Origin of the sequence: Microbacterium proteolyticum (assembly GCF_029639405.1) — a bacterium.
Classification (GTDB): Bacteria; Actinomycetota; Actinomycetes; order Actinomycetales; family Microbacteriaceae; genus Microbacterium.
In genome coordinates this window covers 955,514-980,428 of record NZ_CP121274.1, presented here as the reverse complement: position 1 = coordinate 980,428, position 24,915 = coordinate 955,514, and the positions used below count along the sequence as shown (strand labels likewise).

The 24,915-nt window shown below is 68.6% G+C and carries 24 protein-coding genes and 1 pseudogene; 16 read left to right on the top strand and 9 right to left on the bottom strand.

Annotated features, from left to right (window positions below):
• Positions 1-4 precede the first annotated feature (4 nt).
• Together P8R59_RS05365 and P8R59_RS05360 are read right to left on the bottom strand one after the other, a co-directional pair.
• Complete coding sequence (locus P8R59_RS05365; protein ID WP_077051154.1) at positions 5-511, bottom strand: low molecular weight protein-tyrosine-phosphatase; 507 nt, start codon at positions 509-511, stop codon at positions 5-7.
• A gap of 34 nt (positions 512-545) precedes the next feature.
• The gene (locus P8R59_RS05360; RefSeq protein WP_278103069.1) at positions 546-950 is read right to left on the bottom strand and encodes a phage holin family protein; all 405 of its coding nucleotides are present in this window, start codon (positions 948-950) and stop codon (positions 546-548) included.
• Between the two features lie 59 nt (positions 951-1,009).
• Here P8R59_RS05360 and P8R59_RS05355 point away from each other — a divergent pair, with 59 nt between their 5' ends.
• Together P8R59_RS05355 and P8R59_RS05350 are read left to right on the top strand one after the other, a co-directional pair.
• Positions 1,010-2,086 (top strand): histidinol-phosphate transaminase, encoded by a 1,077-nt coding sequence (locus tag P8R59_RS05355; RefSeq protein WP_278103068.1) that lies wholly within the window; start codon positions 1,010-1,012, stop codon positions 2,084-2,086.
• An 8-nt stretch (positions 2,087-2,094) separates the two neighbouring features.
• Positions 2,095-3,549, top strand: a complete 1,455-nt coding sequence (locus tag P8R59_RS05350; RefSeq protein WP_278103067.1) for a glycoside hydrolase family 43 protein — start codon at positions 2,095-2,097, stop codon at positions 3,547-3,549.
• A 45-nt stretch (positions 3,550-3,594) separates the two neighbouring features.
• Here the strand turns inward: P8R59_RS05350 and P8R59_RS05345 are convergent, their stop codons facing one another.
• Positions 3,595-4,221: a DUF2461 domain-containing protein gene (locus tag P8R59_RS05345; RefSeq protein WP_278103066.1), complete on the bottom strand. Its 627-nt coding sequence runs from the start codon at positions 4,219-4,221 to the stop codon at positions 3,595-3,597.
• Positions 4,222-4,430: 209 nt separating this feature from the next.
• Between P8R59_RS05345 and merB the strand changes: the two genes are divergently transcribed.
• On the top strand, positions 4,431-5,111 hold the full coding sequence (gene merB / locus P8R59_RS05340; protein WP_278103065.1) for an organomercurial lyase: 681 nt from the start codon (positions 4,431-4,433) through the stop codon (positions 5,109-5,111).
• A 3-nt stretch (positions 5,112-5,114) separates the two neighbouring features.
• Here merB and P8R59_RS05335 read toward each other — a convergent pair whose 3' ends face one another.
• Positions 5,115-5,555, bottom strand: a complete 441-nt coding sequence (locus tag P8R59_RS05335) for an SRPBCC family protein (RefSeq protein WP_278103064.1) — start codon at positions 5,553-5,555, stop codon at positions 5,115-5,117.
• Here P8R59_RS05335 and P8R59_RS05330 point away from each other — a divergent pair.
• Entirely contained in the window at positions 5,536-6,372 is an 837-nt protein-coding gene (locus tag P8R59_RS05330; protein ID WP_278103063.1) for a helix-turn-helix transcriptional regulator, read from the top strand. The two genes, P8R59_RS05335 and P8R59_RS05330, sit on opposite strands and share 20 nt — an antisense overlap.
• Here P8R59_RS05330 and P8R59_RS05325 read toward each other — a convergent pair.
• Together P8R59_RS05325 and P8R59_RS05320 are read right to left on the bottom strand one after the other, a co-directional pair.
• Positions 6,351-6,746, bottom strand: a complete 396-nt coding sequence (locus P8R59_RS05325; RefSeq protein ID WP_278103062.1) for a VOC family protein — start codon at positions 6,744-6,746, stop codon at positions 6,351-6,353. The two genes, P8R59_RS05330 and P8R59_RS05325, sit on opposite strands and share 22 nt — an antisense overlap.
• 194 nt (positions 6,747-6,940) lie before the next feature.
• Positions 6,941-9,220, bottom strand: a complete 2,280-nt coding sequence (locus tag P8R59_RS05320; protein WP_278103061.1) for an RICIN domain-containing protein — start codon at positions 9,218-9,220, stop codon at positions 6,941-6,943.
• Positions 9,221-9,468: 248 nt separating this feature from the next.
• Between P8R59_RS05320 and P8R59_RS05315 the strand changes: the two genes are divergently transcribed.
• The 6 genes and pseudogenes from P8R59_RS05315 to P8R59_RS05290 all read left to right on the top strand — a co-directional run.
• Positions 9,469-10,599, top strand: a complete 1,131-nt coding sequence (locus P8R59_RS05315) for a thiamine pyrophosphate-dependent dehydrogenase E1 component subunit alpha (protein ID WP_278103060.1) — start codon at positions 9,469-9,471, stop codon at positions 10,597-10,599.
• The gene (locus tag P8R59_RS05310; protein ID WP_278103059.1) at positions 10,596-11,573 is read left to right on the top strand and encodes an alpha-ketoacid dehydrogenase subunit beta; all 978 of its coding nucleotides are present in this window, start codon (positions 10,596-10,598) and stop codon (positions 11,571-11,573) included. Before P8R59_RS05315 ends, P8R59_RS05310 begins: the two co-directional genes overlap by 4 nt.
• A gap of 68 nt (positions 11,574-11,641) precedes the next feature.
• Positions 11,642-12,955 carry a dihydrolipoamide acetyltransferase family protein gene (locus P8R59_RS05305; protein ID WP_278103058.1) on the top strand — a complete coding sequence of 438 codons (1,314 nt, stop codon included), beginning with the start codon at positions 11,642-11,644 and terminating at the stop codon, positions 12,953-12,955.
• Positions 12,956-13,674: 719 nt separating this feature from the next.
• A complete protein-coding gene (locus P8R59_RS05300; RefSeq protein WP_278103057.1) occupies positions 13,675-14,190 on the top strand; it encodes a hypothetical protein in 516 nt (171 codons plus the stop codon).
• A 132-nt stretch (positions 14,191-14,322) separates the two neighbouring features.
• Positions 14,323-15,309, top strand: coding sequence for a hypothetical protein (locus tag P8R59_RS05295; protein ID WP_278103056.1), 987 nt, complete (start codon positions 14,323-14,325; stop codon positions 15,307-15,309).
• Positions 15,310-15,822: 513 nt separating this feature from the next.
• Positions 15,823-16,152, top strand: a pseudogene (locus P8R59_RS05290) (carbohydrate binding domain-containing protein); the annotation flags it as partial.
• A gap of 385 nt (positions 16,153-16,537) precedes the next feature.
• On the opposite strand, the gene P8R59_RS05285 reads toward P8R59_RS05290, so the two are convergent.
• Entirely contained in the window at positions 16,538-16,900 is a 363-nt protein-coding gene (locus P8R59_RS05285; protein ID WP_278103055.1) for a hypothetical protein, read from the bottom strand.
• A 197-nt stretch (positions 16,901-17,097) separates the two neighbouring features.
• Between P8R59_RS05285 and P8R59_RS05280 the strand changes: the two genes are divergently transcribed.
• From P8R59_RS05280 to P8R59_RS05270, 3 genes are all read left to right on the top strand, one after another.
• The gene (locus tag P8R59_RS05280) at positions 17,098-17,550 is read left to right on the top strand and encodes a hypothetical protein (protein WP_278103054.1); all 453 of its coding nucleotides are present in this window, start codon (positions 17,098-17,100) and stop codon (positions 17,548-17,550) included.
• Entirely contained in the window at positions 17,547-17,876 is a 330-nt protein-coding gene (locus tag P8R59_RS05275) for an SdpI family protein (protein WP_278103053.1), read from the top strand. Before P8R59_RS05280 ends, P8R59_RS05275 begins: the two co-directional genes overlap by 4 nt.
• 280 nt (positions 17,877-18,156) lie before the next feature.
• Positions 18,157-18,795: a hypothetical protein gene (locus tag P8R59_RS05270; protein ID WP_278103052.1), complete on the top strand. Its 639-nt coding sequence runs from the start codon at positions 18,157-18,159 to the stop codon at positions 18,793-18,795.
• Positions 18,796-18,869: 74 nt separating this feature from the next.
• On the opposite strand, the gene P8R59_RS05265 is transcribed toward P8R59_RS05270, so the two are convergent.
• Together P8R59_RS05265 and P8R59_RS05260 are read right to left on the bottom strand one after the other, a co-directional pair.
• Positions 18,870-20,312: an MFS transporter gene (locus tag P8R59_RS05265; protein ID WP_278103051.1), complete on the bottom strand. Its 1,443-nt coding sequence runs from the start codon at positions 20,310-20,312 to the stop codon at positions 18,870-18,872.
• A 159-nt stretch (positions 20,313-20,471) separates the two neighbouring features.
• Positions 20,472-21,518 carry a LacI family DNA-binding transcriptional regulator gene (locus P8R59_RS05260; RefSeq protein WP_278103050.1) on the bottom strand — a complete coding sequence of 349 codons (1,047 nt, stop codon included), beginning with the start codon at positions 21,516-21,518 and terminating at the stop codon, positions 20,472-20,474.
• Positions 21,519-21,698: 180 nt separating this feature from the next.
• Between P8R59_RS05260 and P8R59_RS05255 the strand changes: the two genes are divergently transcribed.
• The 3 genes from P8R59_RS05255 (at position 21,699) to P8R59_RS05245 (ending at position 24,912) form a co-directional block, all read left to right on the top strand.
• Positions 21,699-23,021 (top strand): ABC transporter substrate-binding protein, encoded by a 1,323-nt coding sequence (locus tag P8R59_RS05255; protein ID WP_278103049.1) that lies wholly within the window; start codon positions 21,699-21,701, stop codon positions 23,019-23,021.
• A 113-nt stretch (positions 23,022-23,134) separates the two neighbouring features.
• Positions 23,135-24,076 (top strand): carbohydrate ABC transporter permease, encoded by a 942-nt coding sequence (locus P8R59_RS05250; RefSeq protein WP_083735091.1) that lies wholly within the window; start codon positions 23,135-23,137, stop codon positions 24,074-24,076.
• Positions 24,073-24,912 (top strand): carbohydrate ABC transporter permease, encoded by an 840-nt coding sequence (locus P8R59_RS05245; RefSeq protein WP_278103048.1) that lies wholly within the window; start codon positions 24,073-24,075, stop codon positions 24,910-24,912. Before P8R59_RS05250 ends, P8R59_RS05245 begins: the two co-directional genes overlap by 4 nt.
• The last annotated feature ends 3 nt before the right edge of the window (positions 24,913-24,915 follow it).

The following is a 24,915-nucleotide window of genomic DNA, read 5'->3' as shown; positions in this document are numbered from 1 at the left end:
GAAGTCAGCCCGCGGCACGGATGGCGGGCTCGAGCTGCCGGAACAGGGCTCGGCTGGCGCGTTCGATCATACCGAGCACCTCGTCGAACATCGGTGGCCCGGCGTAGTAGGGGTCGGGGACGTCGAGGGTCTCGGCATCCGGGACGAAGGAGAGCAGCAGTGCGATCTTGTCGGCGTCGTCGTCGTGACGGGCCCACCCGCGCAGGACGCGCTCGTGACTGCGGTCGAGCGCGACGACGAGGTCGTTGTGCGTGAAGTCGGCGAACGTGAACTGCCGTGCGCGATGCGCGGCGCCGTCGTAGCCCAGACGCTCGAGGGCGGCGAGGGTGCGGTGGTCGGCGCGTTCGCCGACGTGCCAGTCTCCGGTGCCCGCCGAGGTCGAGACGACGCGCGATCCGAGGCCCGCCTCCTCCGAGATACGCCGGAACACCACGTCGGCCATCGGCGACCGGCAGATGTTGCCGCTGCAGACGAAGACGACGCGGAAGGGCGCGTCGGCACTCGCGGTCATCCCTCCATCATGGCGGGGAGCGGCCGTCAGCGCATCAGCGGCGTGAGCGTTCGTCGTTCCGCGGCCGCAGGAGGCCGCCGAGGATCGCGTTGATGATGCCGATCAGCAGCGCGGCGACGACGGTGAGCCAGAACTCCCCGGTGCGCAGGCCCCAGTCCCAGTTCGAGGTGATGACCGCGGTCAGCCACAGCAGGAAGCCGTTGATGACGAGCGAGATGAGTCCGAGGGTGAGGATGTAGAGCGGGATGGCGACGATCTTCACGACCGTGCCGACGATGGTGTTGACCAGGGCGAAGATCAGCCCGACCAGCAGCAGCGTGAGCGCCACCTGCAGTCCCTCGCCGGGGGCGAAGGGGGTGAGCGTCACCTGCAGGGCCGGGAGCAGGGTGACGATCCAGATGGCGAAGGCGTTGACGGCCACGCGGACGACGAAGCGCATGCCCCCATCGTGGCACGGGGGTCTGACGCGCGCACGGGTGTCCTCGTTAGGCTCGACCCGTGAGCGAAGACCCGGTCCTCCCCCGTATCCGCCCCGAGATCGCCGCCCTCCCCGCCTACCGGCAGGGACGACAGGCGAGTTCGGACGCATTCAAGCTGTCGAGCAACGAGAACCCGTTCGACCCGCTGCCGGGCGTGCTCGACGCCGTGCGCGCGTCGACGGCGATCAACCGGTACCCGGATGCCACGGCCGCACGCCTGCGCGAGAGGCTCGGCGCCCGATACGGGATCTCGGCCGATGACATCCACGTCGGCGCCGGGAGCGTCTCGCTGCTCGCGCAGCTGCTGCTGGCCACGGCGGGCCCGGGCGACGAGGTCGTCTACGCGTGGCGGTCGTTCGAGGCGTACCCGTCGCTCGTGGCGGTGACGGGAGCGACGAGCGTGCAGGTGCCGCTCACCACCGACGCGCGTCACGACCTCCCCGCGATGGCGGCCGCGGTCACCGACCGCACGCGACTCATCATCGTCTGCAGCCCGAACAACCCGACCGGCCCGACGGTCGGCTTCGACGAGTTCACGGCCTTCGTCGACGCCGTGCCCGCCGACGTCCTCCTCGTGCTCGACGAGGCCTACGCCGAGTTCGTGACCGACGCGGATGCCGTCGAGGGCCACCGCGTCCGCGCGCTGCTCGCGCGCCCCAACATCGTGATGCTCCGCACGTTCTCGAAGGCCTACGGTCTCGCGGGTCTCCGGGTCGGCTACGCGATCGGCCACACGCGCGTGCTCGACGCCGCGCGCAGCACCGCCATCCCGTTGGCGGTCACCGCCGCCGCGGAGGAGGCGGCGCTGGCGAGCCTGGATGCCGAGAGCGAGCTGCTGCACCGCGTCGCCGTCCTCGCCGCCCGGCGCGACGCCCTCGTCGCCCGCCTGCGCCAGACCGGATGGGACGTGCCCGACGCCCAGGGTAACTTCGTATGGCTCCCCGCCGGCGACCGCGCGCTCGAGGTGGCCGCCGCGTTCGAGGAGGCGGGGCTCATCGTGCGCCCCTTCGCGGGCGACGGTGTGCGCATCTCGGTCGGCGAGGAGGAATCGATCGACCGCCTGGTCGAGGTCGCCGCCTCCGTCGCCCCGCGTTGAGCCGAACCATGATCCGGGATGCCGCGACGACTCCCGTCATCCCGGGGTTCTTCCCCGATCCGTCGGTGTGTCGCGTGGGCGAGGACTACTTCCTCGTCAACTCGTCGTTCGAGTACGCGCCCGGCATCCCGATCCATCGCAGTCGAGACCTCCGGACGTGGACGCAGATCGGCAACGTTCTGACGCGCGAGGCGCAGTTCCCGGCCGGTGTCTCGGGGGCGAGTCGGGGGATCTACGCGCCCACGATCCGCCATCGCGAGGGCACGTTCTTCGTCGTCGTCACGAACGTCGAACGCGGGGACGAGCAGTTCGTGGTGACGGCGACCGACCCGGCGGGGCCGTGGTCGGACCCGATCGTGTTCCCGGGCCTCGGCGGAATCGACCCCGACCTCGCGTGGGACGACGACGGCCGGTGCTTCCTCACGTACTGCGCGCTCGACGAGGCGCTCCGGCCCGAGGACGGCGCGCTGCCGGTGATCGCGCAGGTGCGCGTCGATCTCGATCGCGGCGTCCAGCTCGACGAGCCGCGCGTGATCTGGTGGGGGAGCGGCCTCGCGCACCCCGAGGGCCCGCACCTGTACCGGCGCGGGGAGTGGTGGTATCTGCTCACCGCCGAGGGCGGCACCGAGCGCGGGCACGCCGTCTGCGTCGCGCGATCCCGCGCGATCGACGGTCCGTTCGAGGCGGCGCCGGAGAACCCGATCTTCAGCCGACGCAGCACCGGTTTCCCGGTGCAGAACACCGGGCACGCCGACCTCGTAGAGCAGCCGGACGGCGACTGGGCGATGGTGTACCTCGGCGTGCGGCCGCGCGGCTTCACGCCCGGGTTCCATGTCGCAGGCCGCGAGACGTTCCTCGCCCGCGTCGCGTGGGTGGACGACTGGCCCGTCGTGCACACCGACGACGTGCTCCCCGAGCGCCCCGACACCGCGTTCACCGACGACTTCGCGACCGCCGACCTGCACCCGCGGTGGGTCTCGCCCGACGGAGCGCTCCCCGGCCGGCATCCCGCCGGCGGTGTGGCCGTGGGCCCCCACGAGATCGCGGTGCGCGTACGCGACCTGCGCTGGCGGTTCGAGGCCCGCGTCGACGCCTCGGCCGCCGTGGCCCTGCGGGTCCGGCTCGACGAGCGCCACTGGTACGCGATCACCCTCCAGGCCGGAACGGCCGAGGTCCGCGCCCGCATCGGTCCGCTCGAGGCATCCGTGGGTTCCACCCCTACGACCGGCGATGTCGTGACCCTCCTCGTCGAGGCGGTGGATGCCACCCACGACGGCCCCGACGACCTCCGGTTCGGCGTTCTCGACGCGGACGGCGAGCGGTGGATCGCCGCGCTCGACGGCCGCTACCTCTCGACCGAGGTCGCCGGCGGGTTCACCGGCCGCGTGCTCGGCCTGCGGGCGCTCGGTGCGACCCCGGCGCGGGTGACGGGCGTGCGGTACGTCCCTCTCGGCGACGACTGACGCCGCTGCCGAGCGCACCGCCCTCTCGCGCTGAGGCTCACGCGCTCAGGGCCAGGACTGCGCGGCCCCGACGTAGGTGTCTCCCCATTCGATGAGCGCGTCCACGGCACTCCACGTCTCTCGGATTGCTGTCGGTGATGCGTCGACGGGGAGTGTGGTGAGGGCCGCGTAGTGCTTCAGCCGGAGAAGTTCGATGTGCGGGTGGTCGCGGTCGTAACCGCGCGGAGTGGTCTTCAGGGACGGGCCCGCCATCTCGAACCCGGCCGCGGTGAGGGTGCCGACGATCTCACCGAGGCGCGCGGCGGCGCGAGGAGCGGAGTCGATGGCTGCTCGACCGCGGGCCAGCTGGTCGCGCGTGGGGTCGTAGATCCCGCCGCCCGCCTGAAGGTGCTCGGCGGTGAGGCTCAGGTACACGCCCCCGACCGTGCCCGCCCACATGCTGGCAGTGGTCTTGTAGGGCGACTTGTCGGCGCTGAACCGCACGTCGCGGTTCGGGCGCATCACCCGCCCGGCACCGTAGACCGCCTCTGCTTCGGCGAGCAGATCTTCGAGCGGCTGCCGGATGAACTCCTCGTACTCGGCGCGATGGGCGTCGAAGAACTGCTTGCTGTTGTCCGCGCCCAGCTTCGCGAGGAAGTCGCTTGCACGAACCGTGAAGCCCTCGAAGGTCATGGGGTGCCCTTTCTCGCGATCGTGGCGACCGATCCTAGCGTTGCTGTGACGGCCAGCCGAGCTCCCCGAAGGAGGACGGAGTGCCCCGCGGGAAGATCTGCCCGCACCCCACTGCGAACCTGGCACGATGGCCCCGCGAGCGCCGAAGCAGCAACGGGGTTTGCATCGATGAGACCGCCCGTGTCACCCGCTCCTGATGGAGGAACCCTTTGCCCCTCTCCGACCACGCGGAACGCACCCGCATCACCCTCTATCGGCACTTCGCCGCCACCGGCCGAGCGCTCGACACCGCCGGGCTCGCGGCCGACACCGGGCAGTCGATGGATGAGGTCAGGGCCGACCTGGCCGAGCTCGCCGCCGCGCGGCACATCGTGCTCGCGGGGGAGGAGGTCGTGCTGGCTCACCCCTTCGCATCCCGCTCGTTCCGCTTCTCCGTCATGGGCGCCGACACCCTGTGGTGGGGCGGGTGCGCGTGGGACGCATTCGCCATCCCCCATCTCGTCCCCGACGCGCCCTCGGTGCTCGTCGCCACGACGTGCCCGGCGTGCGAGAGCGCTCACGCCTGGACCGTCACGAACGAGCGCGCGCCGGCCGGGGAGCAGGTCGCGCACTTCCTCGTGCCCGCGGCCGACATCTGGCCCGACGCCGCGCACGCGTGCGAGAACCAGCAGATCTTCTGCGACGAGGGCTGCGTCGACGCCTGGCTCCACCGGACCGGGAACACACGCGGTGACGTTCTGTCGCTCACGACCCTGTGGAACCTTGCCGCGCACTGGTACGACGGCCGGTTGGACAGCCCGTACGAGCGCCGGGATCCCACGCGTGCCGCGGCGTATTTCCGTGAGGTGGGTCTGCGCGGGCCGTTCTGGGGACTGCCGGACGGAGCGTGAGGGTCAGGCCTCGACGGCGTGCTTCAGCTTCGCGAGCGTACGCCGATTCTCTCCGCGGATCGCGAAGACGACGACGGGGTGGAGCAGGAGCAACCGCCCCGCCGTCGTGATGCGGCCCGTGCGCGTGACGTGAACGCCGCGGTCGGTGGGGGACAGGGCGTAACGGATGCGGATCGCGAGGTCGCCCCGGTCGGTCTGCTGCTCGAAGGTGATGAGGTGGTCCGGCTCGAACTCCGTGACTCGCCCGGTCATCGGGCCGGCGGAGGTGTGCTCGCGGTAGGTCGTCCCGACCGACACGGCCGCGGAGGAGACCTCTCTCGTTCCCCGGTAGGAGCCCGAGTGCGGCAGCCATGACTCGAACCCGTTGAGGTCGGTCAGTCTCGCGAACACGGTCGCGGCGGGAGCGGCGGCGTCGATCTCGGTGATGCTGATGCTCGTCGGCATGGCGATCCCTTCGGGCGGGCCCCACGGGGCTGACGTGGTGTCCGTGCATGCTGTCAGGTTGCGGGGGCGTGGAACCAGTCGTGGAGAGGAAGCCGCAGGTGTGCTGTGGGAGCAGACTGTATTCGTGTACGCGGAGGGGGTTCTGGCGGGCGGTGTCGTCCTGTGGCGGTCGAGCGACACCGCGGGTGGCCTCCTCGTGCCCGCGGACGGATGCGTCGACCTCATCGTCCGGGACGACCGGGTCGACATCGCCGGCCCCTCCACCCGATGGCTCACCACGGAACCCGGGGGTGTTGCAGGGACGACGGGCCTCCGACTTCCTCCCGGGCGGGCGGCGCGTCTCTTGCCCATGGACCTCTCCGAGATCGCCGACCGAGTCTTTCCGATCGAGGAGCTTCTGGAGGGCCGCACCCGCGCCCGGCTTCGTGACGCCGCGCTTCGGCTGGCGACGCCAGGCGAACCCCGAGATGTGCTCCGACCGGAATTCCACGACCTGATCCTGAGCGAGCCGCCGCGAGCGTGGTCCGCCCACGTCCGTGACAGTGCCTCGCGCGCGGTTCCGGCGAGCGAAGTCCTGGGCGTTCTGGGCATGTCGCAGCGGACGTTCCGGAGAAGGATGACATCGACGTTCGGCTACGGGTACGCGACGCTGATCCGCATCGAGAGGGCGAAGAGAGCGAGACGACTCCTCCAGTCGGGGTCATCCCCTGCCGCGGTCGCAGCCAGCGTGGGCTATTCGGACCAGTCGCATCTTTCCCGGGAATTCCAGCGATTGGTGGGGCTGACTCCGGCGGGTTACGCCTCCAGCGGCGCATAGAGGTCGACGGAATTGCCGTCCGGGTCGAGCAGGGTGGCGTAGCGCTGCCCCCAGAACGCGTCCCACGGCAGCACGTGGGAAGCATGACCGGCGGCGACCATCCGTTCGTACATCGCGTCGACCGCCGCCGGAGTGCCCATGTCGAAGGCCAGGGCGATGCGGTGCCCTCCCGTCGCGACGACGAAGGCGGGATCGAATGTGCGGACGGTGTCGATCGTGTCCCAGGCGAGGGCCGTGCCGTCGTCGAGTCGTGCATCCACGTGCGGCTGATCGTCCTGATCGGGCGCGATCGAGACGCCCAACGTTCGATAGAACGCGAGGGAGGATGCCATGTCCGAGGTCACGATGCCGATGAAACCGAGCTTGAGGGTCATGGTCCGACCGTAGAGGCGACGCGGTGAGGGCGTCTTGAACAAAACGGCCACGGCGAAACCGGTTCCGCTGTGCGGTGAGGTCCACCCTGTCGCGGATGGCGGCCGTGCGGTTCGTCCCTCTCGGCTACAACTGACGCCCGGAACCTCGAGTGGGCCGGTGTCTCCGCGGAGACACCGGCCCACTCGAGGTTCGCTCAGCTCGCGTCGCGGGAACGTCGTCGCTGACGGCCGATGATCACGGCCGCCGCGCCGACGACGACGAGGAGAACGCTCCCGCCGATCGCGCTGGCCGCCAGTGCACCACCGGTCGTCGCCAGGCTTCCGGCGGCCGTCTCGTTCCGGGAGGCCGCGGCCGCCGCGGGCGTGGTCGACGGCTCGGGTGTCGCCGTCGGGCCGCTCGCCGTCGGCGTCGGCGTCGGGGTCGGTGTCGTGCTCGGCGTCGGGTCGGGGATCTCCGACACCACGGTGACACCGTCCCAGACGAGCGGACCGTCGTCGAAGACGAGCGCCACGCGCGCCTCGCCGAGGTCCGTGTCCGCCGGAAGAGTGAACGAGCCCTTCGCATCCGCATCGAGGGTGACCGGGCCGAGGTCGCGCACCGCGGAGCCGAACGCGTAGACGCGCGTGGTCTTGCCCGCCCGCGGGACCCCGATCGAACCGGTCGGCCACGAGGCATCGATCGCGACCGACGTCCCCGGGACGACGGATGCCGGCGCCAGGGCCTCGGAGGCCCGATCGCCGGTGAGGGCGTCGGTCGTCGGCTGCTCCTGGACGAGCATCCACTCCTGAGCGTCGTCCGCAGTGGCATCCCCCGACGCGTCGATGGCCGTCGCCGTCGTGACGTCGGCTCCCGCCGAGCCGGCCGTCATGAGCAGGGTCGTGTTGAGTGCCGAACGCACGTGGACGTAGCCGTCCGCGGTGGGTTCGAGTGTCCACTTCTTGTCGGTGCCGTTGTCGTCGACCCACTGCGCCAGTCGCGCCCCGGCGGAGGAGGACCCCTGCCAGATGCCGATCGCGCGCCCACCCGCCTTGTTCAGGAACGTCACCGTGTCGTCCTTGGCCTGGACATGCCACCGCTGCGTGTCGTTCTGGGCGTTGTTCGACCAGGTGATGATGTCGGGCCGGTCACCGGTGAGGTTCGCGTCCTGCGTCTTGTCCGCCGCCGTCGACAGGAACTGGCCGGTCTTCCGGTTGACGAGCGAATAGTACGCACCCTCGGAATGACCCAGATCGACCTGGCCGTAGCGGATGGGGCCCAGGCTCTGACCGCTCCATGCCGTTTGGAGGATCTCGATCCGTCCGGTGCCGTCGACGTACTGCAGGTTGCGGCTGTAGCCCGCCGGGAGAGTCGTCTGGTAGCGCTTCCACTCGCCGTCGCTGCGCCCGGAGGCGTTGACCCAGATGTCGCCGCTGCCGGAGGCGTTGTAGAGGATCGCCCCGCCCGGCGACCGGGTCAGAACCGGGGCGCCTCCGCCGGCCAACCTGGACGGCGACGACGAGAGCTGCGACACATCCGTGCCGTTCCCGCCGTCCGCGAAGAACTCCAACGGGCTGTCGGCGACCTTGAAACGGTTCGCCCCGCCCGCGAAGTACTCGAAGGTCGCCAGCCACTTCCCGTCGGTCGTCGGAACCACCGTCGTCATCCCGGGGCGATTGCCACCGATCTCCGTCTTGCCGTTCCCGTGGTCGACGACATCGCCCGGCACGTCGATGACGGGAGCGCTCCAGGAGCCCTGTCCGTCCCACGTCTTGTGGACGAGCACCTGCCCGCCCGAGTCCGCGGCGGGGTCGGCATTGTCGGGGTCGAGCACCGGGATGCCGGTGGTCGTGTCGTACGAGAGGTAGTCGTTCTCGTCCGAGTAGTACACGACGAGCTCGCCCTGGTACACGAGGAAGAACGGCTCCCATACGGGATCCTTCGTCTGGTCGCCGCCCTCGGCGATCACGTTCACCATCCTCCAGGTGGTGCCCTCGTCCTCGCTCGCGTACAGCACGATGGCGACATCGCTGCGGGCATTGCCGTCGCCGTTGGCCCCCGCGCCGGAGACGACCGTCGAGAGCACCAGGGTGCCCTTCGTCAGCGGACCGACGGTCTCCGGCATGACGAAGAGCTTCGGGTTAGTCCAGTTGCTGGTGTACTTCGCATATGCGGCGTCGCTCGACAGTTGTGCCGGTGGCTTGATATCGGCGAGCTTTCGCCAGGTGTCTCCCAGATCGTCGCTGGCGTACAACGGCATGGTCTGCCCCACGACGGGTCCCGTGCTGCTCTCCCACGCCGCCACGAGCCGACCGCTCGGAAGCTGGGCACTCTTGGGGTAGAGCACGCACGGAAATTTGTTGCACTGCGCTGCGTCGACCGCGGGAACGATCTCCTTCGGCCCGGGTTGATAGGCCGAAGCGGTCATGGCGGGGGCGAGCGCCGCGCCGATCAGGACCGTCGTGGCGGCCAGCGCCGCCAGAGAGGCTCGTCTCATTCGCGTCATTGCATTCCTTCCTCATTGCAGGACGTCGACATTGAACAGGACCGCCCTCGCTCGCGGGGCGGATCGGAAAACGTTTCGAACGCACACGGCGCTGGCGGCGCGGGGTCGCCACGGGCGCGGTGCGCGGTATCCATCGCGACAGGCCGCCGCGGCCGGTTGTCGGAAACCCATGCCGAAACGCGGCATCCGTTGTACACCTCATGCGGTGCGGGGCATGACGCGACCGTTAGCGTGGGTACATGACCCCGTCCGACGACCCGGCTCTCGTGCGCGTTCTGGCGGCCGACGGCACCCTCGCGCCCACCCCTGAGGCCGAGCGCTATCTGCCCCTGATCGAGGCCCTCTCCGACGCCGAACTCGAGACCTTCTACCGTGACATGGTCTCGATCCGCGCCTTCGATGTGCAGGCGACGAACCTGCAGCGCCAGGGGCAGCTGGCCCTCTGGCCGCCGTCCTTCGGACAGGAGGCCGCGCAGGTCGGCTCGGCCCGCGCCGCGCGCGCCCAGGACCACATCTTCCCGTCGTACCGCGAGCACGTGGTGACCCGGATCCGCGGCGTCGACCCGATCGACATCATCCGGCTCATGCGCGGGCTCACGCACGGCGGATGGGATCCCTCCGACCCGAAGAACGGCAACACCCACATCTACACGCTGGTGCTCGGCGCCCAGACGCTGCACGCCACGGGCCTGGGCATGGGGCTGGTGTTCGACGGCAAGTGCGGCACCGGAGACCCCGAGCGCGACGAAGCCGTGATCGTCTACTACGGCGACGGCGCGTCCAGCCAGGGCGACGTGCACGAGTCGATGGTGTTCGCCGCCAGCTTCCAGACGCCCGAGGTGTTCTTCCTGCAGAACAACCAGTGGGCCATCTCCGTCCCGGTCGCCACCCAGTCGCGCACCCCGCTCTACCATCGGGCGGCGGGGTACGGCATCCCGAGCGTCCAGGTCGACGGCAACGACGTGCTCGCGAGCTACGCGGTGTCGAAGCTCGCGCTCGACGAGGCCCGCGCGGGCGGTGGCCCCCGCGCGATCGAGGCGATGACGTACCGCCGCGGCGCGCACACCACGAGCGACGACCCCACGAAGTACCGCACCTCCGCCGAAGAAGAGGCGTGGGCGCACCGCGACCCGATCGCCCGCCTCCGCACCTTCCTCGAGGCGCGCGGCGCGTCGCAGCAGTTCTTCGACGACGCGGATGCCGAGGGCCGTGCGCTCGCCGACGACGTGCGCGTGCGCACGAACGAGCTCGGCGGCCTGCCGCGGACGCACATGTTCGAGAGTGTCTATTCCGAGGCGCACGCGCTCATCCAGGAGGAGCAGCGTTGGCTCGATGACTACGAAGCCGCGATGGAAGGGGGAGCGCAGTGACCGAGAACCTCCCGATCAGTCGCGCCCTCAACGCCGGCCTCCGTCGCGCGCTCGAGACGAACGACCGCGTCCTGCTCATGGGTGAGGACATCGGTCCGCTGGGCGGCGTCTTCCGCGTCACCGAGGGCCTGCAGAAGGACTTCGGGCCGCGCCGCGTCATCGACTCGCCGCTGGCGGAGTCCGGCATCGTCGGCACCGCGATCGGTCTCGCGATGGGGGGCTTCCGCCCCGTCCTCGAGATCCAGTTCGACGGCTTCGTCTTCCCCGCGTTCGACCAGATCACGTCGCAGCTGGCGAAGCTCACGAACCGTCACGAGGGCGCGCTGCAGATGCCGGTTGTCATCCGCATCCCGTACGGCGGGCACATCGGGGCGATCGAGCACCACCAGGAGAGTCCCGAGGCGTACTTCACGCACACGCCGGGCCTCCGGGTCGTGAGCCCCTCGACGGCGAACGACGCGTACTGGATGATCCAGCAGGCGATCGACTCGCCCGACCCGGTGATCTTCCTCGAGCCCAAGGCGAAGTACTGGCAGAAGGGCGAGGTCGAGACCGACGCGCCCGCGCTGCCGCTCCACGCGAGCCGGATCGTCCGCCGCGGCACCGACGTCACGCTCGTCGGCCATGGCGCGATGGTGACGACGCTGCTGCAGGCCGCGTCCCTCGCCGAGAGCGAGGGCACGAGCTGCGAGGTCATCGACCTGCGTTCGCTCTCCCCCGTCGATTACGGCCCGCTGCTGGACTCGGTCCGTCGCACCGGGCGCATGGTCTACGCGCAGGAGGCGCCGGGCTTCACGTCGCTCGGCTCCGAGGTCGCGGCGACCGTCATGGAGAGGGCGTTCTTCGCGCTCGAGGCCCCCGTGCTGCGCGTGTCGGGCTTCGACGTGCCGTTCCCGCCCGCGAAGCTCGAGGGCACGTACCTGCCCGACGCCGACCGCATCCTCGAGGCCGTCGACCGGTCGCTGGCCTACTGACCCCTTCCCTCCCGCATTCCGTTGCGGCGACGCCGGTGCAATGCTGGCTCCCGAGCAAAGGACACACCGTGACCGAGCAGACTTTCGTCCTCCCCGACGTCGGTGAAGGACTCACCGAGGCCGAGATCGTCCAGTGGCGCGTCGCCCCGGGCGACACCGTCGCCGTGAACGACGTGATCGTCGAGATCGAGACGGCGAAGTCGCTCGTCGAGCTGCCGTCGCCCTTCGCCGGCACCGTGGGGGAACTCCTCGCGACCGAGGGGGCCACGGTCGAGGTCGGCGCCCCGATCATCACGATCGGATCGGCGGATGCCACACCCCCGGCGCCCGCGCAGCCGACCACCGTTCCCGAGGCCGACGACCCGGGCGGAGCGGTGCTCGTCGGCTACGGCACCGGCGGCGCCGTCTCGTCGCGGCGGCGGAAGCCCGCGGAGCGCCCGGTCAAGGCATCCGTCGGGGTCGTCGCCAAGCCCCCGATCCGCAAGCTCGCGCGCGACCTCGGCGTCGACCTGGCGGCGGTCAGCCCGAGCGGCCCCGCCGGCGAGGTGACCCGCGACGACGTCGTCAAGCATGCCGAGCAGGCCAGCGTCTTCCGCAACATCGAGACGCCCGAGTGGGGTGCCGTGCGCGAGGAGACGATCCCGGTCGCCGCCGCGCCCGCGCCCGCGCCGGTCGACGACGCCCGCGAAGAATCGATCCCGGTCCGCGGCGTCCGCAAGGCCACGGCGAACGCGATGACGTCGAGCGCGTACTCGGCCCCGCACGTCTCGGTGTGGGTCGACGTCGACGCGTCCCGAACGATGGAGCTGGTGAAGCGGCTGAAGGCCTCGCCGGACTTCGCCGACGTGAAGATCTCGCCGCTGCTGATCATGGCGCGCGCCGTGATCTGGGCGCTCCGCCGCACGCCGATGATCAACGCCGCGTGGGTCGACACCGAGGACGGCGCGCAGATCCGCGTGCGCCACTACGTCAACCTCGGCATCGCCGCGGCGACCCCGCGCGGCCTGCTGGTGCCGAACATCAAGGACGCGCAGGCGATGAACACCCGCGAGCTCGCCAAGGCGCTCGAGAACCTCACGCTCACCGCGCGCGAGGGCAAGACGAGCCCGGCCGATCAGGTCGGCGGCACGTTCACGATCACGAACATCGGCGTGTTCGGAGTGGATGCCGGTACCCCGATCATCAACCCCGGCGAGGCCGGGATCATCGCGCTGGGGGCCATCCGGCAGAAGCCGTGGGTCGTCGACGGCGAGGTCCGCCCCCGCTGGGTGACCACGGTGTCGGGATCATTCGATCACCGCGTGGTCGACGGCGACGGCATCTCGCGGTTCATCGCCGACGTGGCATCCGTTCTGGAGGAGCCGGCGCTGCTGCTCGACTGATGCGTTCAGGCCCGTGGATCAAACGGGCGGCGTGTTGAAGTTGCGCGGGGGCTAAATCGGGGATAAGCTTCAGTTCGTCGGAGGCATCCGACGAACCTGCTTCTTCCGGCCAACTGGCTAGAGGGCACACCGTGGCTGAGGGTATCAAAGTCGGAAGCGATCTCGATTCTGAAGGATTCAGCGCACCTACGGGTAGCAACAAATACATGAGTTGCGAGCGGTCACTGCAAGCGAATCGCGGGAGATGAAGTACACGACTTATGAAGTTTAGCCGCCCAGTTTGGGCGGCTATCTTCTTTTAGGAAGGCCGTTGCTTGTCTCTTCATTCTTCGTCCGTTGACGCCAATTACTCTCTGCTCGCCGCGGTCGTCTCCGACCTGACTGCCGGGGGCCGTCTTGCATCGGCGGCTGCGGTAAAGACGCTGATGCTACGCGAGTCTCCCAATTTTGATGAACGTGCCCTCGGGCATCGGAAGTTCGTAGAGTATCTCGAAGCGGCTGCGCACGCCGGGGCTGTGCGGCTCGCCCGCGATGACCGAAACCACCCATGTGTCTTTCCCGCGGAGACGAGCGACGCGGTCATCGACGCGGCCGTCTTGCGATCCAGTACAACCGTCGCCGAGACGCGAAGACTCAAAAGGGAGCTTTGGCGTGCAGTAGTCGATTGGGAGCCCTCCGATTACTGGAGAGGCTGGGACCGGAAGCATGGCCGCGTATTCATGACGCCCCAGACCTCGACTAATGGAGAGCCTTGGGCGGACGATGCCGAACGATATGTGGCCCTACCTATCGTGTCGCGTGAGTTGCAGGCCGAGTGGATGGACGAGTTCGCGGCGGCTCAGATGCCAGCCGTGAAAGACGAACTGCTCTTCGCACTTCAACCCGGAGCCGTCCTTGGGGCCTTTCGTACGACGCTCGCGGCGCATGGGTTGCTGGATGACTGGGCAAAGGCTCTTCAGCTGCACGTAAATGTCCACGTTCAACAGTGGGCGACGGCCTCGAAGGTTCCGCTGCAGAGACTGTTTGACTCCCCCGCCAGGCGGGCGGATCTCGGGCCTGTGGGGGCACCATCTGGTGGATCTGTTGAGCCAGCGACTATTGAAGGCGCGGTGGCCGCTCCCGAGAGGTCTTTTGACGATGCGCTGCGGCGGCGCCTGCACAATGTGATTGAACAAATGAACGGCGCAGAGCTCTCGGTCATCACGGTGCCGGCTCGCTTCCTGGTGGGCTCCTAGTCGGCGCGCATGGCGAAACCCAAACCGCGCTGGTCGGCCGACGCCGTCGACCACCTCGAGCCGGTGCGCGTGGCAAGTGGGCTGACAGCGGTTCAGGCGTTTGAGGGCCCTCCGGGGGCCTCCCGTGCGCCGATGCAGGTTCTGTCCACAACTCGCGTCGGGTCCGACTTCGTAGAAGGCTTGGTTCAGGATCTGATAGCCGCCGGCGTCTCTGAGGAGGGCGCGGAGCCATGTGTGGGCGTAGCCCTCACTTCGCCGACCGTCGCCATGTCGAACACTCAAACAGGTGCTCTGCTGCAAGCCGCCCTCGTGCAAGGGGTCGAGGGGGATGATTGCCTCCGCGTCGTGGTGCGTGCGCGCCTCACCCTCTCCGGCCCTCGCAAGGGTGAGGTCACAGCGCACAGCGCCTCGGTCGTTCCGTTCGATGTGGCAGATCCGGTCGAGCGCGCCCGTCTGATCCTTGAGCTTGCCGAAGACTCTCTCGCTTACCCGTCGCCTGCGAGCACCGCCCCAAGAGAGTTCACTGCTGTGATCGCCGGCAGTCCCGTGAGCGCTGGCGGTTTAGAAGGAGAGTTCGCCTGGAATGAAGTGGTAGGTGCATTGGGTCGAGTGCTCAGAGTGGACGTGCGAATCGTCTCCAGTCAAAAGGCTCTTGGCGACCCTCTGCCGAAGTCGACTGAAACGGTCGTCGTTCTGGATCCGTCTTTTCTGGGCCCGGCGAAGAAGGCAGGCGTCGCAGACACTCATGCAATCTCCTGCATGGGGAGATCATTGCGCGACGTTTTCATCGATCTAGCCGCTCATCTCTGGGATGTTCTGACTAGAATCGCGGAAGCACGCACAAGTGTCACTTCATCAAAAGCAGTATTGAAGGCTGGCCAGCACGTTTTTCACCGAAAGATCGGATCGTCGGCGACGTTTGACAAGTTTGGCGACGCTTGCAAAAAGTGTCAGCACGAGGAATCCAGTTACATTCGGTATCACGCCGCTCCTAAAGCAGAGAAGGGCATGAAGCGGATCTACGAAAACTTCGAGCCCTCGATGCTATATCACTGCGGAAAGGGCTACACGTGCGGCATGTATGCCGTGTTCGCTCCCGCAAATTTGAAAGAATCTTAGGCGGGCTGAGGCTCCGCTTCATCGAGACCGCCGTAAGACTTCGACCCGTGGGCACGCATTGGCCGGGCCGCTCAATTTGAGGCGTTTCGAATCGCCCCCGCACCAACCCTGGCGGGTAGCGAGGTGCGCCCCCGCTTGAGCCGCCACGGTGTCGTGCGGTCACCGCGTGACCGAGGCGACGGCATCTCGCGGTTCATCGCCGACGTGGCATCCGTTCTCGAAGAGCCCCCTCTCCTGCTCGACTGATGCGACCGATATAGGCCGCTAGGGCTGCGACGATCCGGCTCGGTGAGAACGTCGTCGTCACCGTCGCCGAGATCCCCGCCGGGGACATTGATGAAGAAGTCAGAGCCCGCTACCTCCGGTGCTCCGTGGAGGTCGCGCCGGCCGTCACGGTGGGGTCGGCGGGTCAGCAGTGACGACGGTCGGCGCCATCCCGGCGACAGCGACGTCGTCGGATTCTCGAGGAAGAGAGAAGGGCAGTGACCATCAAACGAGGAAGGGGCGGCATCCGTCGTGGCCACCAACGCGTACGACGGGCGCCATGCGGCGACGTTCACCGGCGCGGGCAACGGCGTGTACCAGGTGGTCTCGGGCCTCACACCGAACACCACCTACACCTTCACCGGCTTCGCGAAGTCGTCGGCCGGTGAGCCGGTGTACCTCGGCGCGAACAAATTCGGTGGCACCGAGATCTCCACGCCGGTGACGAGTTCGCACTGGAAGCAGGCGTCGGTGACCTTCACCACGGGCGCGTCGGCGACCTCCGCGCTGCTGTACTTCTACAAGAACAGCGGTTCCGCGACGGCGTGGGTCGACGGCGGGGTGCCGGTGAAGCAGTGATCGCGAAATGAGCGGACCTGCCGCTCCTTCCCCGTGGGGGAGGGGCGGCCGGGCACCGCTGCTCCGGCCGGCGGCAACCCGCGCGAGAGCGGCCAAGGCGGCGCCGGTTCGGGCTTTGCCAGGGTTCTGCCAGGGTTTCGCGCGATCGCCGTCCTGACGCGGATCGCGTCCGTCGGACAGCGCTGCGGATCGGCATCCCTCCCGTCGAGATCGCTGCCCTCGCCGACCTCACGGTGCTGAGCGTCGATCCGCTCCCCGCCGACCCCGGCGCCCTGGGTTCAGCCGACGGGGTGCTGACCGTGGTCGGCGGGCGGGTGGTCGTCGGCGAATGACGGTATGGATGCGGTCCGGCTTCGCCGGGCGGCGGGTGGTCAGGGGCGCGGTGTCACGGGCGGAGGAGAGTCCGGGACAGGGAACTCGGCGCTCGTCGCCAGCGCTGCGGCCAGACGAAGTTGATCGCGCTGAGGCAGAAGATGCCCCAGCCGGCTAGAAGGATCGGCAAGCCGGGGGTTGGCGACTCCGATCCCGAAGCGGCGATGACGCAGACTCCGACGAGCAGGACGACGAACCCTGTGGCTGCCCCGATCACCGTGACTTCTCCGTGGGCCAGCCACCACCGGCGGGCAACGGGAATGAGCCGAACGGGCAGGCCTACCACGAGGGCGACCAGCGCCGACGGCACGGCGACGAGGAGCGGAACCACGATGATGGCGATGATCGACACGATCCCGTCGTACTCGGTGGACATGGCGACGAGGCACGCCGCGGCCGTTGCCCAAAGTGCCGCGCCACCCGCGAAGAAGTTCACGAGGGTCAGAACGCCCCACTGATCGCCCCAGGGTGGCACCCCCGGCCGACATGGCGGGGGCGCGGCACCTTCGATTGTCGACATGTGCCGATGATGGCACCGGCCCGCGCGCGGCGCACCGCCGATGCTTCGACGCGGTGCCTATCGCGTCACTCTGGCAGCGCCGGATGCCGCTCGCCTGGCATCGGCTGTGTCGGAATCTCGCCGTCCCGCAATGGTCCGAGGGGTCAGCGCTGTGGTACTGGCTGCAGGTCCCCGGCTTCGGGGTCCCGGCAGACGTGTTCACCGCTCTCGCGCCGGTCTTGGAGCTCCCCGTCGTGCTGGACATGGCGACCTACACCGTGATGGTGTTCGAGGTGCTGCTCGCCGTCGCAATTTGGATGCGCGGCACGTTTGCGCGAGTGATCTTGTCCCTGGGGATCGTCTTCCACGCGGGCATCGCCGTGGTGCTCGGTCTGTGGTCCTTCGGAGTGACGATGACTGGCGTTCTGCTTCTGTGCCTCGCGCTGCAGAAGGCGAACGTGTTCTTCTTACAGTTCCAGCGTGCATCCCCATCTACGCCCGCGAAGGCCGAGGAGGTCACCGCATGATTTACATAGAGATCGCTGTCGCCGTACTCGCTATTGCGGGGACCGTACTTCCCGCGGTCGGGAAGATTCCGCGCAACCGCATCGTCGGGGTACGCACGCGAGCCACGCTCGCGAGTGACACCGCTTGGCGGGAGGGGCACCGGGCCGCGATTCTTCCGATGACGTTGACCGGGGGTATCGCAATCGTGGGCGGCACGGTCCTGGCGGTCCTCGGGTTCGTGAACGAACCTTTCGGCGTCATCGTTCTCGCGTTCATCCTTCTTTCGGGCGCGGCCTGGAGCAGTGCGGCAGCGTGGCGAGCAATCCAAGAGGCCTCCACAAAATAGCTGTCGACGGTGGCGACGTATCCGGCGTGTCGTCGAGACACTCAGCGCCACGCGGTCGATGACCGGCCTTTCCCTGAAAGCCTGTGCATGCAGCCGGATCGGGTATTGCCAGGGTTCTGCCAGGGTTTCCCGCGATCGCCGCCCTGACGCGGATCGCGTCCGTCGGGCATCGCCGCAGATCGGCATCCCTCCCGTTTCCCACCCATCCGATTCCGGGTCCTCTTCGGATCACCCCACATGCGGCGGAAGCGCCGTAGACGGAAACGGAAAGGGAAACCTGATGCGTACGTACAACACGAAGATCCGAATCGGCATGATCGCTGCGGCCGGCACCGGAGCTGCGGCTCTCGCCGTCGCCGGACTCGCACTGCCGGCCTCGGCCGACGACAACGTCACCTCGACGGATGCCTCCACGACCGCGACGCAGTTCGTCGACGCGTCCGACCCGTTCTACACGTGGGTCAGCGACCTCATCGACAGCGGCGACTTCACCGCCAGCCCCCAGACCGCGGTGGGCGACATCGCGAACATCGGGCCGCTCGTGCAGGGTCCGCTCGTCAGCGACTCGCTCAACGGCGATGTCGCGTCGGGCAACCAGACCCCGGTCGTGTCGGGCAACGACACGACGGCCCCCATCGGGTCGGGCAACGACACCACCGCGCCGATCGGCTCAGGCAACGACCTCGGCTCCGGCAACGAGGTGGGCTCGGGCAACGACGTGACCGCCCCGATCGACGCTCCCGTCGGCTCGGGCAACGACACGGGCGTCTCCACCGGTGACGCCGGCGTCTCGACGGGCGACAACGGCGCCTCCGTCGGCGACATCTCCGGCTCCGTGAACGACGTCGTCGGCGACGTCACCTCCGGTGTGGACGACGTGGTCGACGGTGCGCTCGACCTCGGCGGCATCCTGCGCTGATCCCCAGCGACTCCAGCGGCGTCACCCTCCGGGGTGGCGCCGCTGTCGTCTGTGCGGGGCGCTCCGGCCCCGCGTCACTCCGGAAGAGCCGGATGCCGCTCGCTCGACGCCGGCCTGGTCGGGATGAGCAGCGCCAGGACGAGCGCGACGACAGCCGCCCCGAGACCGAGCGCGAACGAGACGTCGAAGGCCTCGGCCGTCGGCACGCGGGTCTCGCCCTCGCCGGTCGAGAGCGTGGCCAGGACGACGCCGACCACGGCGGCCGACGTGCTCGTGCCCAGGGAGCGCGCGAGAGCGTTGAGACCGTTCGAGGCGCCCGTCTCGCTGGGCGGGACCGAGCGCATGATGAGCATGGGCATGGCGGCGTAGCCGAACCCGATTCCGAAGCCGATCAGGATGTTCGCCACGACGAAGTGCCACACCTCGGTCGAGAACATCAGGCTGAAGCCGTAGGCGACGATGAGCGACGCCGAGCCGGCGACCAGGAGGACGCGCGGGCCGATGGTCCGCGCGAGGGTGCCCGAGATCGGCGAGAGCACCATCATCACCAGACCCGACGGCATCACGACGAGGCTCGCGGCCAACAGCGACAGGCCGAGACCGACTCCGGTGGCGGTCGGGAGCTCGAGGATCTGCGGGTGCGAGACGTTCGAGGTGAACAGCGCGAAGCCCATCGCGATCGACGCGAGGTTGGTCAGCAGCACGGGACGCCGGGCGGCGACGCGCAGGTCGAGGAGCGGCTCGTCGATGCGGAGCTCGTACCAGCCCCACACGAGCAGGACCAGGATGCCGCCGGCGGCCAGGCCGAGCGTGAGCGGCGACGTCCACCCCCACGAGTTGCCGCGCGACACCGCGAGGAGCACGCCGATGAGGCCGACCGCGAGTCCTGCGGCACCCGCGTAGTCGAAGCGGCCGGCGGTGCGGAGCACGCTCACCGGGACGATCCACAGCACCAGGAGGAACACGACGGCACCGAGGGCAGCGGCGATCCAGAACAACCAGTGCCAATCCGTGCTCTCCGCGACGAGGGCGCTGATGGGGAGGCCGACCGCGCCGCCGACGCCGAGGGTGGCGCTCATGAGCGCGACCGCGCTGTCGACCCGGTTCTCGTGGAGGACGTCGCGCATGATCGAGATGCCCAGGGGGACGACGCCGACCACCGCACCCTGCAGGGCACGCCCCACGATCAACCCGACGATGCCGGGCGAGAGCGCGGCGATCACCGACCCGGCGATCATCACCACCAGGAGCACGAGGACGATCCGTCGCTTGCCGTACATGTCGCCGAGGCGTCCCGCGATCGGGGTGATGACGGCGGCGGCGAGCAACGTAGAGGTCACGACCCACGCGGTGTCGTCGCGGGACGCGTTCAGCAGCTCCGGCAGCCTCGCCTGGATGGGCACCACGAGGGTGAACAGGAACGACGAGCACAGACCGGCGAGGGCGAGAACGGCGACCACGGCGCCGTTCGGGGTGCTTCGGGACAGTCTTCTTCGCGCGTTCTCATCCCGTGGCATCGATTCCAGGCTATCCGTCCCGCTCGGGGCGAAGGCGGGCGCCGCGGAGATCACCGTCAGGTCGCCAGGAGCGCGTCCGTGGACGGCGGCTCGCGCGCAGATGTCGGTGCTGAACGCGACTTGCATGCGAAAGCGCCGACCAGCCGACTGACGCGCCCCTCACCGCGCGGCGACGGACGGTGGGCTGCTCGTTGCCCGCACCCGCAGGGCGGGGGAGAAGACCCGCCGCTCGGGCTCGATCCGCCCGCGGATGCGTTCCAGCAACAGGTGCGCGGCGGTCGCCCCCATCTGCTCCCCGTCCTGGTCGACCGTGGTCAGGCCGATCAGCGGGTGGCTGGCGATGGGGACGTCGTCATAGCCGACCACGGCGAAATCGGCGGAGCCGAGCCCGCGGTTCGCGACGACCTCCAGCGCCGACAGCGCGAGCGAGTCGTGTCCGGCGAACAGGGCCGTCGGGCGCACCGCGCGATCCAGCAGACTCGCCACCGTGCGGCGCGCGTCGTGCTCGGCCGGGTCGATGCGGATGACTTCGGGCTCGAGCCCGCGCTCCCGCATGAGCCGTTCGTACACCCGCAGACGTCGGGGGTGCGGATCGGTGCGGGGCTCGACCAGGACCCGTTCGTCGTTCGTGACGTGCGCGATCCGCGTGTGTCCCGCGGCGAACAGGTGCTCCATCACCAGCCGGGCCCCCTCGTCGTCGTCGCCGACGACGACGTCGTAGTTGCGGGGGTGGTCGTGCTGACCGACTTGGACGAGGGGGACTCGCTGCCCCAGGCCCTCGAGCCACGCCTGCGGAACGGCGGGGGCGACGGCGATAATCCCGTCGACCTGTCGGTCGTACAGGCTCTCGAGCGCTGCCGTTCCGCTGACCGGGTCGGCCATCGGGGCGATGATGAGCTGGTATCCCGACTCGCGCAGCGACTGCACGGCGCCGGTGAGGATGCGCGTGAAGAAATCGTTGTCCACCTGCGGGAGCTGCACACCGATCGTAGAGGTGGACCCGCGCATCGCCCGGGCCGCCACGCGCGGACGGTACCCGAGCGTCTCGATCGAGGCGGTCACTCGTTCGCGCATCCGGTCGCTCACGCCGTAGGCGTCGCGGATGACCTTCGAGACGGCCGCGCGAGAGACCCCCGCGTGACGGGCGACATCCTCGATGGTCGCCGCCCGGGTCGGTGACCCGGCGGAGGGCGCGGGATCGAGCATCGAGCTCCTTCAGTCGATTCGTTTCTCCAATGTAGATCGGTTGACGAAATCGCGCCAGTCGGTTTATGGTCTGTTTCGTCGCCTCGTGTAGATCGGTTTACACAACCCGAACTCGACCGGTTCGCGTAGCGACACATCGTCCGGAATCCTTGCATCCGGTCCCTTACAAGGAGGTAAGCAGTGTCCTCATTCATCAGCCCTCGTCGCACGGTGCTCGCCGTCGCCGCGACAGCGATCGCCGCCACCACGCTCGCCGGGTGCTCCGGGTCGTCGGGGTCCACCACAGCCGACGGCAAGGTGGAGATCTCGTTCCTCACGACCAACGGCGACGACGCGATCGCCACCGGGAACGCCCTCATCGCCGCCTTCCAGAAGGCCAACCCCGACGTCACGGTCACGCTCAACACCCGCCCGGGCGGCACCGAGGGTGACAACCTCGTCAAGACCCAGCTGTCGACGGGCGAAATGGACGACGTGTTCTTCTACAACACGGGATCGCTCTTCCAGGCGCTGAACCCCGACCAGACCCTCGCGAACCTCGCGGACGAGTCGTGGGCATCCGAGGTCACCGACAACTTCAAGACCGTCGTCTCGACCGACAACGGCACGTATGGTGCGCCGCTGGGAACCTCGATGGCCGGCGGCATCGCCTACAACACCAAGGTGTTCGCCGACCTCGGTCTGAGCGTCCCCACCGACTGGTCCTCGCTGGTCGCGGATGCCGAGAAGATCAAAGCGGCCGGCATCACGCCGATCGAGCAGACCTACGGCGACACCTGGACCTCGCAGCTGTTCCTCCTCGCCGACTTCGGCAACGTGCTCACCCAGGACAAGAACTGGGCCGAGGACTTCACCGCCAACAAGGCGAAGTTCGCTCAGGAGCCCGCCCTGGCCGGATTCACGCACCTGCAGGAAGCCTTCGACAAGGGCCTCTTCAACGCCGACTTCGCCTCCGCCACCGCGGCGGACGGCTCGGCCGCGCTGGCCACCGGCAAGGCGGCGATGTACCCCATGCTCTCGAGCGCCGTCCTCAGCAACATCACGCAAAGCAACCCCGACGCGGTGAAGGACATCGGCTTCTTCGCCCTGCCCGCCGACAAGGCGGCGAACACCACGCTGACCGTCTGGGAACCGAGCGCCGTCTACATCCCCAAGACCACCGAGGGCGCCAAGCTCGAGGCCGCGAAGAAGTTCGTCGCGTTCGTCAACTCTCCAGACGGGTGCGACGTCCAGAACAAGAACTTCGTCGCCGGCGGCCCCTACACGATCAGCTCCTGCTCGGTGCCCGCGGATGCGGCGCCCCTGGTCGCCGAGATCCAGAAGTACGTCGACGCAGGAAAGAGCGCACCCGCTCTCGAGTTCCTGTCGCCGGTGAAGGGACCGAACCTCGAGAACATCGCCATCAGCGTGGGATCGGGCATCTCGTCGGCGCAGGACGGCGCCGCCGCCTACGACGAAGACGTGAAGAAGCAGGCCCAGCAGCTCGGTCTCGCCGGCTGGTGACGACCGCGCGCTGACACCGGCGCTCCCGTGCCCGGCGATCCCTCTCGCCCGCACACCGCGGGGCCGGAGCTTCCCGCTCCGGCCCCGCCTCCGCTCCGACGAAGGACTGACCCATGACCCACACGTACGCCACCGTGGTGCCGCCGCAGGCACGCGACCGGCGACGGATCCGCCGCCCCGTGCCGCCGGCCGGCCGGAAGATGCGCAGCATGTACCCGTCGTGGTTCTACATCCCGGCGGCGGCGCTGTACGTCGTGCTTTTCGCGGTGCCGACTTTCGCGTCGTTCTACTTCAGCCTGACGCGGTGGTCGCTGTTCGACGTTCACTTCATCGGGCTCGACAACTTCGTGCAGTTCTTCTCGGACCCGCAGCTCTCGCAGGCGGTGACCAACACCGTGATCTACGCGGTCGTCACCAGCGGCGCCAAGGTGATCCTCGGCCTCGGGCTCGCCGTGCTGCTGACCTCGGAGATCATCGGCCGGGGGTACCTGCGCGCGGTCACGTTCTTCCCCGTCCTCGTCTCGACCATCGGCGTCGGCTTGACCTTCAAGGTCTTGCTCGACCCCTTCGACGGTCTGGTCAACGGAGCCCTGTCGGTGTTCGGCATCCAGGGTCCGGGGTGGCTGACCGACCCGAACCTGGCCCTCATCAGCGTCGCCTTCGTCGATGTCTGGAAGGGCCTCGGAATCGCGACGCTGATCTACATCGCCGGCATCGTCGCCATCCCGCAGGAGTACTTCGAGGCCGCGCGCGTGGACGGCGCGAGCGCATGGAAGGTGTTCCGCAACATCACTTTCCCGCTGTCGTGGCCGGCGACCGGAACGGTCATCATCCTGTCGTTGATCGGCGGTCTGCGCTCGTTCGACCTGATCTGGGCCATGACCAAGGGCGGGCCGGGATTCAGCTCGGACGTCATCGCCTCGGTGATCTACAAGCAGTACCAGGCCGGCTTCTACGGTCTGTCGACCGCGGGGAACGTCGTGCTGTTCGTCGTCGTGACCGCCGTGATGATCCCCCTCTCGATCTTCATCAACAAGAGGAGCGTGGACTCATGAGCCGCCTCGCCGTCCGACGCTGGACCGTCGGGTCGATCGCCATCCTGGTCTCGGTCGTCGTCTTCCTCGTCCCCTTCGCCTTCATCCTGGTCACAGCCGCCAAAACGGCGCCCGAGGCGTCAGCTCTGGCCTTCACCTGGCCCACCGAGTGGCAGCTGTGGGACAACGTCGCCGCGGTGCTGGCCGATCGCAACGGCATCCTGGTCCGTGCCTTCGTCAACAGCATCGTGCTCACGGTCGCGAGCGTGATCATCATGGTGATCCTCGCCGCCATGGTCGGTTATGTGCTGCAGCGGAAGAAGTCCCGGTGGAACCCGCTCATCAACTTCTTCGTGCTCGCCGGCCTCATCGTGCCGCCCGCCGTCGTGCCGACCATCTGGGTGCTCCAAGGACTCGGGATGTTCAAGACGCTGGGCGGACTCATCCTCATCGAGGCCACGTTCGGTCTGTCGTTCTGCATCCTGCTGTTCCGCGCGTTCGTCGCCACAATCCCGCGCGAACTCGATGAGGCGGCCCTGATCGACGGCGCGGGTCCGATCCGGCTGTTCTTCCGCATCGTGCTTCCGCTGCTGAAGCCCGTCATCGTCACGGTCATCGTGGTGCAGTCCGTGGCGGTGTTCAACGACTTCGCCAACCCGCTCTACTTTCTCCCCGGAGACGCGAACGCCACCGTGCAGCTGACGCTCTACGCGTACGCCTCCAGCTCCACCAGCGCGGGCCAGTTCAACCTGCTCTTCGCCGACATCCTCCTCATCACCATCCCCCCGCTCGTCATGTACGTCTTCTTCAACCGCCAGATCGTGGCGGGCATGACCAGCGGAGCGATCAAGGGCTGACCC